The organism is Streptomyces sp. NBC_01408 (genome assembly GCF_026340255.1).
In the GTDB taxonomy this organism is placed as follows: domain Bacteria; phylum Actinomycetota; class Actinomycetes; order Streptomycetales; family Streptomycetaceae; genus Streptomyces.
In genome coordinates this window covers 3074439-3089241 of record NZ_JAPEPJ010000001.1, presented here as the reverse complement: position 1 = coordinate 3089241, position 14803 = coordinate 3074439, and the positions used below count along the sequence as shown (strand labels likewise).

Annotated in this window: 15 protein-coding genes; 10 read left to right on the top strand and 5 right to left on the bottom strand. The window is 72.6% G+C overall.

Annotation, left to right across the window (positions count from 1 at the left end):
* Positions 1 to 14: 14 nt before the first annotated feature.
* Positions 15 to 863 (top strand): DUF4429 domain-containing protein, encoded by an 849-nt coding sequence (locus OG447_RS14055; protein ID WP_266936824.1) that lies wholly within the window; start codon positions 15 to 17, stop codon positions 861 to 863.
* Between the two features lie 48 nt (positions 864 to 911).
* On the opposite strand, the gene OG447_RS14050 is transcribed toward OG447_RS14055, so the two are convergent.
* Positions 912 to 1310, bottom strand: a complete 399-nt coding sequence (locus OG447_RS14050) for a MerR family transcriptional regulator (RefSeq protein ID WP_266936823.1) — start codon at positions 1308 to 1310, stop codon at positions 912 to 914.
* 78 nt (positions 1311 to 1388) lie between these two features.
* On the opposite strand from OG447_RS14050, the gene OG447_RS14045 reads away from it, so the two are divergent.
* Positions 1389 to 2207, top strand: coding sequence for a serine hydrolase (locus tag OG447_RS14045; protein WP_266938866.1), 819 nt, complete (start codon positions 1389 to 1391; stop codon positions 2205 to 2207).
* A gap of 10 nt (positions 2208 to 2217) precedes the next feature.
* On the opposite strand, the gene OG447_RS14040 is transcribed toward OG447_RS14045, so the two are convergent.
* Positions 2218 to 2871 (bottom strand): pirin family protein, encoded by a 654-nt coding sequence (locus OG447_RS14040; protein ID WP_266936822.1) that lies wholly within the window; start codon positions 2869 to 2871, stop codon positions 2218 to 2220.
* 69 nt (positions 2872 to 2940) lie between these two features.
* Between OG447_RS14040 and OG447_RS14035 the strand changes: the two genes are divergently transcribed.
* From OG447_RS14035 to fabF, 5 genes are all read left to right on the top strand, one after another.
* The gene (locus tag OG447_RS14035; RefSeq protein ID WP_031150754.1) at positions 2941 to 4158 is read left to right on the top strand and encodes a CdaR family transcriptional regulator; all 1218 of its coding nucleotides are present in this window, start codon (positions 2941 to 2943) and stop codon (positions 4156 to 4158) included.
* A gap of 89 nt (positions 4159 to 4247) precedes the next feature.
* Positions 4248 to 5165, top strand: coding sequence for an ACP S-malonyltransferase (locus OG447_RS14030; protein WP_266936821.1), 918 nt, complete (start codon positions 4248 to 4250; stop codon positions 5163 to 5165).
* A 19-nt stretch (positions 5166 to 5184) separates the two neighbouring features.
* Entirely contained in the window at positions 5185 to 6189 is a 1005-nt protein-coding gene (locus OG447_RS14025) for a ketoacyl-ACP synthase III (RefSeq protein ID WP_266936820.1), read from the top strand.
* Between the two features lie 58 nt (positions 6190 to 6247).
* A complete protein-coding gene (locus OG447_RS14020) occupies positions 6248 to 6499 on the top strand; it encodes an acyl carrier protein (protein WP_266936819.1) in 252 nt (83 codons plus the stop codon).
* A 79-nt stretch (positions 6500 to 6578) separates the two neighbouring features.
* A complete protein-coding gene (gene fabF, locus OG447_RS14015; RefSeq protein WP_266936818.1) occupies positions 6579 to 7844 on the top strand; it encodes a beta-ketoacyl-ACP synthase II in 1266 nt (421 codons plus the stop codon).
* 68 nt (positions 7845 to 7912) lie between these two features.
* Here the strand turns inward: fabF and OG447_RS14010 are convergent, their stop codons facing one another.
* The gene (locus tag OG447_RS14010; RefSeq protein ID WP_266936817.1) at positions 7913 to 8407 is read right to left on the bottom strand and encodes a DUF3145 domain-containing protein; all 495 of its coding nucleotides are present in this window, start codon (positions 8405 to 8407) and stop codon (positions 7913 to 7915) included.
* A gap of 250 nt (positions 8408 to 8657) precedes the next feature.
* On the opposite strand from OG447_RS14010, the gene OG447_RS14005 reads away from it, so the two are divergent.
* Complete coding sequence (locus OG447_RS14005) at positions 8658 to 9554, top strand: SGNH/GDSL hydrolase family protein (protein ID WP_266936816.1); 897 nt, start codon at positions 8658 to 8660, stop codon at positions 9552 to 9554.
* A gap of 142 nt (positions 9555 to 9696) precedes the next feature.
* Here OG447_RS14005 and OG447_RS14000 read toward each other — a convergent pair whose 3' ends face one another.
* Entirely contained in the window at positions 9697 to 12174 is a 2478-nt protein-coding gene (locus tag OG447_RS14000; protein ID WP_266936815.1) for a beta-glucosidase, read from the bottom strand.
* 153 nt (positions 12175 to 12327) lie between these two features.
* Between OG447_RS14000 and OG447_RS13995 the strand changes: the two genes are divergently transcribed.
* Positions 12328 to 12906, top strand: a complete 579-nt coding sequence (locus OG447_RS13995) for a TetR/AcrR family transcriptional regulator (protein ID WP_266936814.1) — start codon at positions 12328 to 12330, stop codon at positions 12904 to 12906.
* A gap of 83 nt (positions 12907 to 12989) precedes the next feature.
* Positions 12990 to 13694 (top strand): carbon-nitrogen hydrolase family protein, encoded by a 705-nt coding sequence (locus OG447_RS13990; protein WP_266936813.1) that lies wholly within the window; start codon positions 12990 to 12992, stop codon positions 13692 to 13694.
* A 618-nt stretch (positions 13695 to 14312) separates the two neighbouring features.
* On the opposite strand, the gene OG447_RS13985 is transcribed toward OG447_RS13990, so the two are convergent.
* Positions 14313 to 14771 (bottom strand): helix-turn-helix domain-containing protein, encoded by a 459-nt coding sequence (locus OG447_RS13985; protein WP_266936812.1) that lies wholly within the window; start codon positions 14769 to 14771, stop codon positions 14313 to 14315.
* Between the last annotated feature and the right edge of the window lie 32 nt (positions 14772 to 14803).

The following is a 14803-nucleotide window of genomic DNA, read 5'->3' as shown; positions in this document are numbered from 1 at the left end:
TTACCATGAGCCGCATGGGTGACGTACTGGCCGGAAACCATGCCGTCTGGGAGTTCGACTCGGACTCGGTGCTCATCCGCTTCGCACGGGGGATGCGAACGCCAAGAGTCTGGCAGGCGCTGGGCTCGCGCCGGATTCCCCTGGAAGCGGTGTGCGGGGTGGACCTGACCCCGGGGAAGCGGGACACGGTGGTGCTGCGCGCCACCCCGCGGCCGGGGGCCGATCCGCTGATGGAGGCCGCCGCAGGGCAGTTGAAGGAGGCCTGCGACCCGTACCGGCTGGTGCTGCCGGGCGAACGGGCCGCGCAAGCCGCCTCCTTCGCCGACGCGCTGCGCTCCCGCCTCGCGCCGGACGCCGCCGAACCGGCCGGGCGCTTCCTGGTCGAGGCCCCGCAGCCGCCGGTCCACCTGAAGGCGTACGACGCGCGGCTGGAATTCGACGGCACGGCGGTCACCTTCCGCTGGTCCCGCACCGGCGCCACCAGCACCAAGTGGAAGGCGGGCGACCAGCGTTACCCGCTGACCGCCCTCAGCGGGATCGAGTGGTGCTCCCCGGAGGGCCCCGGCGGCCACCTGCGGCTGCTGCCGCACGAGCCCCGGCAGAGCGGCGCCGACCTCCGCCCGGACCACGACCTCGCCACGGCGGTCTTCCGGGTGGGCTACGGGGCCGTGCACGAGTCGCTGCCGTTCGCCGCGGCCGTCCTCGCCGCCCTGCGCGGCCGCGCCCCGGTCGCATCGGTCCCCGGGCCCCGCGCCGGCGACGACCGCCTGCGGCACCTGAGCGAGCTGCACGGCGCGGGGCTGCTGACGGACGCCGAGTACGCGGCCCTGCGGGCCCGGTTCAGCTCCGCGGCCGACGCCTGAGCCCGTAGGGGTGCCCTGCCCCGGTCAGGGCCAGGCGTCCTGCCCCGGTCAGGGCCGCGCCGGACCCGGGCAGGTGTTCCTCCCGTACGTGCCGATCTTGTAGTCCAGTACGGCGAGCGCGTCCGTCAGCTCCGCCAGCCGCGCCCGCACGTCGCGCCGCGTCCGCTCCAGGAGCTCGCGGCGCTCGTCGACGGTGTGCTCACCCGCGCGCACCAGCTCCGCGTACCGGACCATGTCCGCCACCGACATCCCGGTGGCGCGCAGCTTGCCCACGAAGGCGAGCCAGTGCAGGTCCTGGTCGCTGAAGCGGCGCTGGCCGGAGTGGGAGCGGCCCACCTGCGGCAGCAGGCCGATCCGCTCGTACCAGCGCAGGGTGTGCTGGGTCAGACCGGTCCGGGCCTCGACCTCGCTGATCGTGTACCGCGTCTGCGTCAGGCTCTGGCTCATGGCCCCACGCTAAAACCTTGGAGCGCACTCCAAGCAAGTAGGCTCGGCCGCATGGAGAGCATGGAGGCCGTCAACGGCATGGAAAGCCTGCGGATCATCGAGACCTGGCCGGTACCGGCGGCCGCGGCTGCCGTCGTGCGCGCCGACGGCAGCCTGGCCGGCTCCCACGGGCCCGTCGACCGGCGCTTCCCGCTGGCCTCGGTCACCAAGCCGCTCGCCGCGTACGCCGCCCTCGTCGCGTACGAGGAAGGCGCGATCGAGCTGGACGAACCGGCCGGGCCCGAGGGCTCGACGGTCCGTCACCTGCTGGCGCACACCAGCGGCCTGGCCTTCGACGAGCACCGGGTCACCGCCCCGCCCGGGCAGCGCCGGCTGTACTCGAACGCCGGTTTCGAGGAGCTCGGCGACCACATCGCCAAGGCGACCGGGATCCCCTTCGCGGAGTACCTGCACCAGGCCGTCTTCGAGCCGCTGGGCATGACCTCCTCCGCCCTGGAGGGCTCGCCCGCCAAGGACGGCGTCTCCACCGTCCGCGACCTCGTACGGTTCGCCGCCGAACTCCAGGCGCCCCGGCTGCTCGACGTCCGCACGGTCGCCGAGGCCACCGGCGTAGTGCACCCCGGCCTCAAGGGCGTCCTGCCCGGCTACGGGCACCAGTCCCCCAACGACTGGGGGCTCGGCCTGGAGATCCGCGACGGCAAGTCCCCGCACTGGACGGGCAGCTCGTCCTCGCCGCGCACCTTCGGCCACTTCGGCCAGTCCGGCACCTTCCTGTGGGTGGACCCGGACGCGCGCGCCGCGTGCGTGGCGTTGACGGACCGCGCTTTCGGGCCGTGGGCCGTCGAGGCCTGGCCCCCCTTCACCGACGCGGTCCTGGCGGAACTGGCCGCGGGCTAGGGGGTGCCCCCTAAGGCAGTTCCCAGATCAGCACTTCCCCCGGGGACCCGGCGGTGATCTCCAGGTCCCGTTCGCCGGTGATGCGCACCGAGTCCCCGGGTCCCAGCTCCTCCCCGTCCAGGCGCAGGTCCCCCCGCACCACGTGCAGGTAGACCCGCTCCGCGGCCGGTACGGGGACCCGCTCGCCCGCGCCGGGCCGCCGCACGTGCAGGACGGCTCCGGCCGCCGGGAGCTCGTAGGGCGCGGCGTCGGAGATCTCCGGGACCACCTCGTACGAGGGCTCCCCGCCCGGGGCGAGCGGCGCGAGCCACATCTGGACGAAGCGCAGCCGGCCGACGCCGTCGTTGCGCTCCACGTGCCGGGCCCCGGATCCGGCGCTGAGCCGCTGTACGTCCCCGGCCCGTACCAGGCCGGTCCGCCCGGTGCTGTCCTTGTGGGTGAGCTCGCCCTCGACGACCCAGGTCACGATCTCGGTGTGGCTGTGGGGGTGCTCGTCGAAGCCGGAGCCGGGGGCGAGGGTCTCCTCGTTGCAGGCCAGGACGGGGCCGAAGCGCAGGTTGTCGGGGTCGTAGAACGACCCGAAGGAGAAGGCGTGCCGGGTGGTGATCCCGGTCGCCGGATCCCCGCCCTCGTACCGGTCGGCGCCTCGGCGTACATCAATCATGGAGGCCACGGTAGCCCCGGTGGTGAGACCGGACTCCGCGCAGCCGTCCCGATAAGGCAGTCTTGTCACGTGCCTCAACCCGAACGTGAGCATTCCCCCGCGACACACGCCGCGCATCCCGCTCCCGCCCATCCGCACACCGCGACGCTGCGCCGCCTGGAGAAGTCCTCCGGCCGGCTCGCGGCGAACGCGATCGCGCGGATGGACGAGACCCTGCCGTGGTACCGGGCGATGCCCCCGGAGAACCGGTCCTGGATCGGCCTGGTCGCGCAGGCCGGCATCGCCGCGTTCACGGAGTGGTTCCGGCACCCGGAGACCCCGCAGGCGATCTCGACCGACGTGTTCGGGACGGCTCCTCGGGAGCTGACCCGGGCGATCACGCTGCGCCAGACGGTGGAGATGGTCCGCACCACGATCGAGGTCATGGAGACCGCGATCGACGAGGTGGCGGCCCCGGGCGACGAGCAGATCCTGCGCGAGGCGCTGCTGGTGTACGCCCGGGAGATCGCCTTCGCGACCGCCCAGGTGTACGCGCAGGCCGCCGAGGCGCGCGGGGCGTGGGACGCCCGGCTGGAGTCCCTCGTCGTCAACGCGGTGCTGTCCGGGGAGGCCGACGAGGGCGCGCTGTCGCGGGCCGCGGCGCTGGGCTGGAACTCGCCGGAGCACGTGTGCGTGGTCCTCGGTACCGCGCCGGAGGGCGACAGCGAGCTGACGGTCGAGGCGATCCGGCGGGCGGCCCGGCACCACAAGCTCCAGGTGCTGACGGGTGTGCTCGGGGACCGTCTCGTCGTGATCGCGGGCGGCAGCGACAATCCGATGCAGGTGGCGAAGTCCCTGATCGGGCCGTTCGCGGCGGGTCCGGTGGTGGCCGGTCCGGTGGTGCCCGACCTGTTGAACGCGACGAAGTCGGCGCAGGCGGCCGCGGCCGGGCTGAAGGCGTGCACGGCGTGGCAGGACGCGCCGCGGCCGGTTCTGGCAGACGATCTCCTGCCGGAGCGCGCGATCGCCTCGGATCCGGCTGCGCGGGAGCAGTTGGTAGAGGAGATCTACAGACCGCTTGAAGAAGCGGGCTCAGCTTTGCTTGAGACGCTGAGCGTGTATCTGGAGCAGGCGAGCAGTCTGGAAGGGGCCGCCCGGATGCTGTTCGTGCACCCCAATACGGTGCGCTACCGGCTGCGACGTGTGACCGACGTCACCGGCTGGTCACCTTCTGACGTCCGTTCGGCCTTCACTCTGCGGATCGCCCTGATCCTCGGGCGTCTGGCCGACGGAGATCCGCAGTCCTAGACTTTTGTCGGACATCAACAATTACCCCGGCCGTTCTTGGTCCCTGTCCCCACGGGCGGCAGGAACCATCCACAAGAGAGAGTGTGAGGGTGCTCGTACTCGTCGCTCCCGGCCAAGGCGCCCAGACGCCTGGCTTCCTGACTCCCTGGCTCGACCTCCCCGGTGCCGCTGACCGCGTCGCCGCCTGGTCCGACGCCATCGGGCTCGACCTTGCCCACTACGGCACGCACGCCGACGCCGACGAGATCCGCGACACGGCCGTGGCCCAGCCGCTGCTGGTCGCCGCCGGTCTGCTGTCGGCCGCCGCGCTCGGCCCCCGTACGGCCTTCGGTGCCGTCGCGGGCCACAGCGTCGGCGAGATCACCGCCGCCGCCTACGCGGGGGTGCTGTCCGACGCCGACGCCCTGTCGTTCGTCCGCACCCGCGGGCTGGGCATGGCCGAGGCCGCCGCCGTCACCGAGACGGGCATGGCCGCGGTCCTCGGCGGCGACCCCGACGTGGTGGTCGCGCACCTGGAGAAGCTGGGCCTGACCCCGGCCAACATCAACGGCGCGGGCCAGATCGTGGCTGCCGGCACCGCGGAGCAGATCGCCGCGCTGGTCGCCGAGAAGCCCGAAGGCACCATGAAGGTCGTCGCCCTCAAGGTCGCGGGCGCGTTCCACACGCATCACATGGCCCCCGCGGTCACGACGCTGGAGAAGGCCGCCGAGGCCCTCGCCCCGGCCGACCCGGCGCTGAAGTACGTCTCGAACAAGGACGGCCAGGTCGTGGCCACGGGCGCCGACGTCGTCGCCCGTCTGGTCGGCCAGGTCGCGAACCCCGTCCGCTGGGACCTGTGCATGGAGACGTTCGGCGAGCTGGGCGTCACCGGGATCATCGAGCTCAGCCCCGGCGGGACCCTGACGGGTCTGGCCAAGCGGGCCCTGAAGGGCGTGCCGAGCGTCGCCCTGAAGACCCCGGACGATCTCGACAAGGCCGCGGCGCTCATCGCCGAGCACGCGGCCTGAGAGAAGGAGCCCACACAGCATGTCCAAGATCAAGCCGGCCAAGGGCTCCCCGTACGCCCGCATCCTCGGCGTCGGCGGCTACCGCCCGACCCGTGTGGTGCCCAACGAGGTCATCCTCGAGACGATCGACTCGTCCGACGAGTGGATCCGTTCCCGCTCCGGCATCGCCACCCGGCACTGGGCCTCGGCCCAGGAGACCGTCGCCGCGATGTCGGTGGAAGCCTCGGGCAAGGCGCTGGCCGACGCCGGTGTCGCCCCGGAGAAGATCGGTGCCGTGATCGTCTCGACGGTCTCGCACTTCAAGCAGACCCCGGCCGTCGCGACGGAGATCGCGCACCGGATCGGCGCGGGCAAGCCGGCCGCCTTCGACATCTCCGCGGGCTGTGCCGGCTTCGGTTACGGACTGACGCTGGCCAAGGGCCTGGTGGTGGAAGGTTCCGCCGAGTACGTCCTCGTGATCGGCGTGGAGCGGCTCTCGGACCTCACCGACCTGGAGGACCGCGCGACGGCCTTCCTGTTCGGGGACGGTGCGGGCGCCGTGGTCGTGGGCCCGTCGGACGAGCCGGCCATCGGCCCCACCGTGTGGGGTTCGGAGGGCGACAAGTCCGACACCATCAAGCAGACCGTGCCGTGGGACGAATACCTCGGCAAGGACGGCGGCGAGAAGTTCCCGGCCATCACCCAGGAGGGTCAGGCGGTCTTCCGCTGGGCCGTCTTCGAGATGGCCAAGGTGGCCCAGCAGGCGCTCGACGCCGCCGGGATCACCGTCGACGACCTGGACGTCTTCATTCCGCACCAGGCAAACATGCGGATCATCGACTCGATGGTGAAGACTCTGAAGCTGCCGGAACACGTCACGGTCGCCCGTGACGTGGAGACCACCGGCAACACCTCGGCCGCCTCGATCCCGCTCGCTATGGAGCGGCTCCTGGCGACCGGAGCGGCGAAGAGCGGCGACACCGCGCTCGTCATCGGCTTCGGGGCGGGACTCGTCTACGCCGCGACGGTCGTTACCCTCCCCTAGGACCGGGATCCACATCCCGGTCCGAGTACCCAGCATTCAGCTAGAGAAGGAGCGCCACATGGCCGCCACCGCGCAGGAAATCCTCGAGGGTCTCGCGGAGATCGTCAACGAGATCGCCGGCATCCCCGTCGAGGATGTCCAGCTCGACAAGTCGTTCACCGACGACCTGGACGTCGACTCCCTGTCCATGGTCGAGGTCGTCGTCGCCGCCGAAGAGCGCTTCGAGGTCAAGATCCCGGACGAGGACGTCAAGAACCTCAAGTCGGTCGGCGACGCCGCCGAGTACATCCTGAAGCACCAGGCCGCCTGAGCCTGACGAGCGTTTGTCGCCACCTGGCGGTGGCGCCGTGACAATTCAGCACCCCCTTAGACGTGGAGAAAGAATTCCTGTGAGCCCGACCAATCGCACCGTGGTCGTCACCGGTATCGGCGCAACCACTCCGCTGGGTGGCGACAGCGCTTCGACCTGGGAAGGTCTGCTCGCCGGCCGTTCCGGCGTAAAGCCCCTCGAGGGCGAGCGCTTCGCCGAACTCCCGGTCCGTATCGCCGCCCCGGCCGCCGTGGACCCCAGTGAGGTCCTGCCCCGCCCGCTGGCCCGCAAGCTGGACCGCTCGGCGCAGTTCGCCGTCATCGCGGCCCGCGAGGCCTGGGCCGACGCCGGTTACACCACTCCGGCCGGTGAGGACGGGGCCGTCGTTCCCGAGCGCCTGGGCACCGTGATCGCCTCCGGCATCGGCGGCGTGACGACCCTGCTCGACCAGTACGACGTACTGAAGGAAAAGGGTGTGCGCCGGGTCTCCCCGCACACCGTCCCCATGCTCATGCCGAACGGCCCGTCGGCCAACGTGGGCCTGGAGGTGAACGCCCGGGCGGGCGTGCACACCCCGGTCAGCGCCTGCGCCTCCGGCGCCGAGGCCATCGGCTACGCCGTCGAGATGATCCGTACCGGCCGCGCCGACGTGGTCGTCGCGGGCGGCACCGAGGCGGCCATCCACCCGCTGCCGATCGCCGCCTTCGCCAACATGATGGCGATGTCCAAGAACAACGAGAACCCCGAGCAGGCCTCCCGCCCCTACGACAAGGGCCGCGACGGCTTCGTCCTCGGTGAGGGCGCGGGCGTCGTCGTGCTGGAGTCCGCGGAGCACGCCGCCGCGCGTGGCGCCCGGGTCTACTGCGAGGTGCTGGGCCAGGGCCTGTCCGCGGACAGCCACCACATCGCGCAGCCGGAGCCGACCGGCCGCGGTGTCGCGGCCGCGGTGCAGAACCTGCTCGACAACACGGGCCTCGACCCGGCCGAGCTGGTCCACCTGAACGCGCACGCCACGTCGACCCCGCAGGGTGACACGGCCGAGCTGAAGGCCCTGCGCAAGGTCCTGGGCGACGACCTCGACCACATCGCGATCTCCGCGACCAAGTCGATGACCGGTCACCTGCTGGGCGGCGCCGGCGGTATCGAGACCGTGGCGACCGTGCTGGCGCTGTACCACCGGATCGCTCCGCCGACGATCAACGTCGACGAGCTCGACGACGACATCGACGCGGACATCGTGCGCGGCGAGCCCCGCAAGCTGCCGGCCGACGGCCCGATCTCCGCGATCAACAACTCCTTCGGCTTCGGCGGCCACAACGTGACCTTGGCATTCCGCACCGTCTGAGGTCTGGTCATACGGAAAGGCCCCCTCCCGGCGACTGCCGGGAGGGGGCCTTTCCGTATGACCAGACCTCAGACCACCTGGTGGAGCCAGCGGACCGGAGCGCCCTCGCCCGCGTAGCGGAAAGGCTCCAGCTCGTCGTCCCAGGGTTTGCCGAGCAGTTTGGCGATCTCCGCCTCCAGGTCGGTCTCGCCGCGCGCGGACCGGGCGACGGCGGCGCGCAGCCGGTCCTCCGGGATCAGGATGTCACCGTGCATGCCGGTGACGGCGTGGAAGATGCCGAGCTCGGGGGTGGAGCTGTAGCGCTCGCCCTCGGCGGTCGGGCAGGGTTCCGCGGTCACCTCGAAGCGCAGCAGATGCCAGCCGCGCAGCGCGGAGGCGAGTTTCGAGGCGGTGCCCGCTTCGGCCTGCCAGGAGAACTCGGCTCTCCAGGTGCCCGGGGAGGCGGGCTGCCTGATCCAGTCGAGGTTCACCCGCACCCCGAGCACGCCCGCCACAGCCCATTCCACGTGCGGGCAGAGCGCGCGCGGTGCGGAATGCACGTACAGAACTCCACGTGTCGTCACCTGGACCTCCAGTGTGGGACGAGGTCGGGAATAAACTCCAGAAAACGGACAGTATGTGACGTGATGTAATGTAACGGAAATTATTTGACATTGCGCTACGGGACTTGCGGCCGAAACGCCACGGGAAAAAGCTACCGTGCGCCAGGGGTCATGGTGTGACGTACCGTCGCTCCCAGACCCGTAATCACAGAGCTTTCACTCAGCAGGACGCCCCCGGACGACGCGGGGCGACACGGAGGGGAACGACCCGATGCGCACCACCGCTCCGCGCCGCACGGCGCGCCGGAACCTCGTGGGCGCGGGTGCGGCGATCGCCCTCCTGGCCGGGGTGGTGACGGGGTGCCAGTCGGACGGGGCGCGGGAGCCGGGCGAGCGCGGGGCCGAGGCCGCACCGCGGTGGAACACCCAGCCCGCCTCGATCGCCGCGGTGGGCGACTCCATCACACGTGGTTTCGACGCCTGTTCGGTTCTGGCCGACTGCCCCGAGGTCTCCTGGGCCACCGGCAACGACCCCGCGGTCGACTCGCTGGCCACCCGACTGCTGGGGGACGCCGAGGCCCCGGCGCGGAGCTGGAACTACGCGGTGACCGGCTCGCGGATGGCGGACCTGCCGGGACAGCTGGCCTCGGCGGCGGCGCACAAGCCGGACCTGGTCACGGTGATGGTGGGCTCGAACGACGCCTGCCGGCCCACGGTTTCGTCGATGACGCCGGTGGCGGAGTTCCGGACCGGCTTCGAGAAGGCCCTCACCGAACTGCGGGCCGCGTCCCCCTCTTCCCAGGTGTACGTGTCCAGCGTGCCGGACCTCCAGCGGCTGTGGGAGCAGGGCAAGGACAGCCCGATGGTCCGGCAGATCTGGAAGCTGGGGATCTGTCAGTCGATGCTCGCCGATCCGCTGTCGGCGGCCTCGGGGGCGACGGCCCGGCGCGAGCAGGTGCGGGCACAGGTGGTCGAGTACAACGAGGTGCTGCGCGAGGTCTGCGGGAAGGACCCGCTGTGCCGCTACGACGGCGGGGCGGTGTTCCAGTACCCCTTCTCGGCGGAGCAGTTGAGCCGCTGGGACTGGTTCCACCCGGGCAAGGACGGGCAGGCCCGGCTGGCGGAACTCGCCCACCGTCAGGTGACGGCGGCCGAACCGCCACGTTGACGCGGACGGCCCGGGGACGGTCCGCGGGCGGACCGGGCTCGGACGGCAGGCGGACCGGGGGCGGGTGTCAGGGCCCGCCCCCGGTCCTGCTCTGGGGCCGTATCAGGGGTGATTTCCGGCCATTTGCGGTTGTTACGGTGTGTTACGCGATGTCGAGCGTGGCGCTCAGCCGCGTGTCGCCGTGCGAGTGGCTCGCGCGGACCTCGTAGGAGCCGCCGATCCGCTGCCAGCCGCGGGCCTCCTCGTCCCAGATCTCGAAGGCCCGGGCGGGCAGGGCGATCACGACCTCCACGCTCTCGCCGGGGCCCGCCACGACGCCCGCGAAGGCGGCCAGCCAGCTCGCCGGGCGTTCCACCGTCGCGCTCTGCGCGCTTTCGGACGCTGTCGAAGTCGGCGCCAGGTAGACCTGGACGACCTCGCGGCCGGGCCGGGTGCCGGTGTTGGTGAGACGGACCCGGACGGTGTCGGGGGTGACCTCCAGGGACTCGTAGGTCCAGTCGGTGTAGCCGAGGCCGTGCCCGAAGGGGTAGGCCGGCGTGACGGCGTGCTTCTCGTACGCCCGGTAGCCGATGAAGAGCCCCTCCCCGTACTCCACGCGCCCCTCGCCGGGGACGACCTCGGCGACCGGGGCGTCGGCGAACTCCGCGGGCCAGGTGGTGGGCAGCCGGCCGCCCGGTTCCGCGTCCCCGAGGAGTACGTCGGCCAGCGCGGCCCCGCCCTCCTGCCCGGGGAACCAGGTCAGCAGCACGGCGGCCACCTCCTCGCGCCAGGGGAGCTCCACCGGGGAGCCCGCGTTGACGACGACCACGGTGTTCGGGTTGACGGCGGCGACGGCGCGCACCAGGTCGTCCTGGCGGCCCGGCAGGCACAGGTCACGGCGGTCGAAGCCCTCGGACTCCACGCGATCGGTGGTGGCGACGACCACGACGGCGGTGTCGGCGCCGCGGGCGGCCTCCACGGCCTCGGCGATCAGCTCGTCGGCGTCGCGGCGCGGGCCGAGGTGGATCAGCGAGAACATGATCGCCTTGAGTGGCATCGCGGTCATGTCGGGGACCTGGTAGGTCAGCGACACCTCGACGGGCTCGCCCTCGGTGAGGGTGATCCGGGCGCGTTCGGCGGGGGCGCCGAAGAAGGCCTCGAAGGGGTCGGCCTCGTTGCCCATCTCCTGGACGCCCTCCCACAGGGTCCGCCCGCCGACCGCGAGGGCGAAGGCGCCGAGGCCGCGCGTGCCGAAGGCGTGCTCGCCGCTCTCGCGCGGCACGAACCGGCCGGTGACCTCGATGCTGGCCATGGTCTCGTACGCGGCCCCCGCGGGCAGGTCGTCACCGATCCACTGGACCTGGCCCGACGGGAGGCTGCCCGTGCCGAGGACGGCGCCGGAGGCGTCACGGCACACCGCGTGCAGCTCGAAGCCCTGGTCGGCGGCGGCCAGTTCGTCGGAGGGGTCGGCGCCCACGGTGAAGGTGAGCGAGCCCTGCGGGAGGGCGGCGGTGAGGCCGTCGAGCGGGGAGACGACGCGCTCGGGGAAGACGGTGGCGGAGCCGCCGCCCAGGATGCGGGCGTCGCGGGCGGCGGCGCCGATGAGGGCGACGGTCCGGCCCGCGGCGGCGTCCAGCGGCAGGGCGCCGTCCTGGTTGCGGACCAGGACGAAGCCACGGACGGCCAGTTCACGGGCGAGGGCCTGGCCGTCGACCGGGGCGGGGGGCTCGGCGACGGCGGCGGGGGCGCCCTCCAGGACGCCGACGCGGGCGGCGAGGCGCAGGACGTTGCGCACTGCCGCGTCCACGGTGGCCTCGGCGACCTCGCCGGAGCGTACGGCCGCGGCGAGGGCGGGCCCGTAGACGGTCGTCGGGCCGGGCATGGCCACGTCGAGTCCGCCTTCGATGTCGCCGGTGGTGGAGCGGGCGGCCATCCAGTCGGAGACGTTGCAGCCGTCGAAGCCCCATTCGCCGCGCAGGACTTCGTTCACCAGGTAGTTGTGCTCGGTCATGGTGGTGCCGTTGACCTGGTTGTAGGCCGTCATGATGCCCCAGGGGTGGGCGTTCGCGACGATGGCCTCGAAGGGCGCCAGGTACAGCTCGCGCAGCGGGCGCGGGGCGATGACGTTGTCGACGGTGAACCGCTCGGTCTCGGCCTCGTTGCCGACGAAGTGCTTGACGGTGGTGCCGACGCCGCCGTCCTGGACGCCGTTCACGTAGCCGCTGCCGATGGCGCCGGTGAGGTAGGGGTCCTCGGAGTAGCACTCGAAGTGGCGGCCGCCGAGCGGGGAGCGGTGCAGGTTGACCGTGGGCGCGAGGAGGACGTGGACGCCCTTGCGGCGGGCCTCCTGGGCGAGGAGCCGGCCGGCCCGGCGGGCGAGCGCGGGGTCCCAGGCGGCGGCGAGCGCGGTCGGGGACGGCAGCGCGAGGGAGGGGTCGTCGGCCGTCCACCGCACGCCGCGCACCCCGATGGGGCCGTCGGACATGACCAGGGACTCCAGCCCGATCTCGGGGAGGGCGGGCAGGGACCACATGTCCTGGCCGGCCAGCAGGCGGGCCTTGGTGTCGAGGTCGAGCTTGTCGAGCGCCGCTTCCACGGCGTCCTGGCGGATCTGTTCGCGGGCCTGATCGGCATCGGTCACGGCCGTGCCTCCTCGTTGGGTGCGGTGCGTGCGTGCGGTGCCCCCATCGTGGACCTGTTGCCTGTAGAGCGGTAGGGTTCGTGATTCATTCGTGATATTTGGTTGTCGTACGGTCCTTCTGACAGGTGTGGACGGAAAAGGGGTGCCGGGGCGATGGTCAGGGCGAGGAGCGAGGAGCGGCGCGGGGAGATCGTCCGCGCGGCCCTGGAGGTGATCGCGGAGCGCGGCTACCGGGGCGCGTCCCTGGGCTCGGTCGCCGAGCGCGTGGGCCTGACCCAGCAGGGGCTGCTGCACTACTTCCCGACGAAGGAGGCGCTGCTGGTCGCGGTGCTGGAGGAGCGCGACCGCTGGGACACGGGCGGCGGCTCGCGCGCGTCGGCCGGATCCTGGCGCCTGGACCTGCTGGCCTCGCTGGTGGACTACAACGCCATGCGGCCGGGCATCGTGCAGACCTTCTCGGCGCTGCTGGGCGAGAGCGTCACCGACGGCCACCCCGCGCGGGAGTTCTTCACCGAGCGCTACGCCCAGGTCCGTTCGGAGACCGCCGCGGTACTGCGCGCCGAGTTCGGCGACCGCCTCCCGTCCGGCCTCACCCCGGAACAGGCCGCGCCGCTGCTGACGGCGGTCATGGACGGCCTCCAGTACCAGTGGCTGCTGGCCCCGGAGTCGGTGGACATGCCCGCCGCGTTCCGCTCCTTCCTGACCCTGCTGAGGGGACCGGACTCGGCCTAGGGTCTGCCTTTCGGGTCAGGCCGGGCCTGCGGTGTCCGGTGGCTGATCCGCCTGACCCGAAAGACAGACCCTAGGCTGACCGTGTGAAGATCGCCGCAGCCCAGCTGACCTGCCTCCCCGCCGACGTCCCGGCCAATGCCGCGCGGGTCGCCGCACTCGCCGCCTCGGCCCGTGAACAGGGCGCCGAGCTGGTCGTGTTCCCCGAACTCGCGCTCACCGGCTACGAACTGGACGCGCTGGCCGCCGACCCCGAGCTGTGGACGGCCGCCGACGACCCGCGCCTGGACCCCGTACGCTCCGCCGGCATCGCCACCGCGGTCAATGTCGCCCTGCCCACCGACGGCCCGCGCCCCGCCATCGCCACGCTGGTCCACGACGCGGACGGGGCGCACGTGACCACGTACGTGAAGCAGCACCTGTACCGGCACGAGGCGGACTACTTCACGGCCGGCGAGGGCGACGGATGCTTCGAACTGGGCGGGATCCGCTTCTCCTTGGGCATCTGCTACGACAACCACTTCCCGGAACTGACCGGCCGGGCCGCGGCGGACGGCTGCCGCGTCCACCTGGCCGGCTCTCTGTACGGCACGGGCGACGGGATCCACGAGCGGGCCACCGTCCACCCGGGCATCGCGAAGGAGCACGGCCTGTACGTCGTCCTCGCCAACCACGTCGGCCCGGCCGGCCCGTGGACCGGCTGCGGCCGGGCCGCCATCTGGGCCCCGGGCGGCGCGCTCCTCGCGGAGGCCGACGACCGTACGGCCTGCGTGGTGACGGCCTCGGTGTGATGGGGTGGCGGCCATGAGCGACTACGAGACGATCACGGTTCCGGAACGGCTCCACGGCTACCCGGGAGTGGCCTTCGGCGGCTACGTGGCGGGCGTACTGGCCGGGCGGGCCGCGGCGGAGACCGTACGGGTGGACTTCCGTCGGCCGGTCCCGACCGGGACGCCGGTCCGGATCGCCCCCACCCCAGGCGGCGGCAGCGAACTGACGGACGGCGACCTGCTGCTGGCCGCCGCGAGCCCCGCCGCGCCGGTGGAGCCGCGCCTCCCCGCGGCCCCCACCTGGGAGCAGGCCGAGGCGGCGGCCGAAGCCTTCCGGGCGGCCCCGCCGGACGGCATGGTCGACTGCTTCGGCTGCGGCCTGGACCGGACGCCCGCCACCGGGCTGCGCCTGCACTGCGGCCCGGTGCCCGGCGGCGAGGTGGTCGCCGCCGCCTGGACCCCCGGGGCGGAACTCGGCGGTGCGGACGGGCTGCTCCCGCCCGAGCTGGTGTGGGGCGCGCTGGACTGTCCCGGGAACGCGGCCGGGCGGCTGCTCGACGGTCGCCGGGCCGGGGCGGTCACGGCCGCGCTGACCGCCCGGCTGCTGCGGCCGGTCCCGGTCGGCGAGGGGCTCGTCTCCTACGCCTGGCTGCTGACGGCCTCGGGCCGCAAGTACACCGTGGGCACGGCGCTGGCCACTTCGGCGGGCGAGCTCTGCGCCGTCGGGGAGGCGCTCTGGGTGGAGCCCCGCCCCACCGCTGCCTGAGCCGGGTCCGGCAGGAGGTACTCGGCGCCCCACTCCCCCAGGGCCTCCAGGGCCGTGTTCAGGCCCTGGCCCAGGGGGGTCAGGGAGTACTCGACGCGCGGCGGGACCTCGTCGTACACCTCGCGGTGCACGATGCCGTCCGTCTCCAGCTCGCGCAGCTGCGCGGCGAGCACCTTCTCCGAGACCCCCGGCACCAGCCTGCGCAGTTCACCGAAGCGGCGCGGGCACTGCTCCAGCTCCCACAGGAGCGACACCTTCCACTTGCCGTCGATCACGGACATCGCCGCGGCGATCCCGCAGTGGTCCGCACCGGGCCTTCGTGTCACGGACACCGCGCACACCTCCCACCTGCTCGCTCACCTCG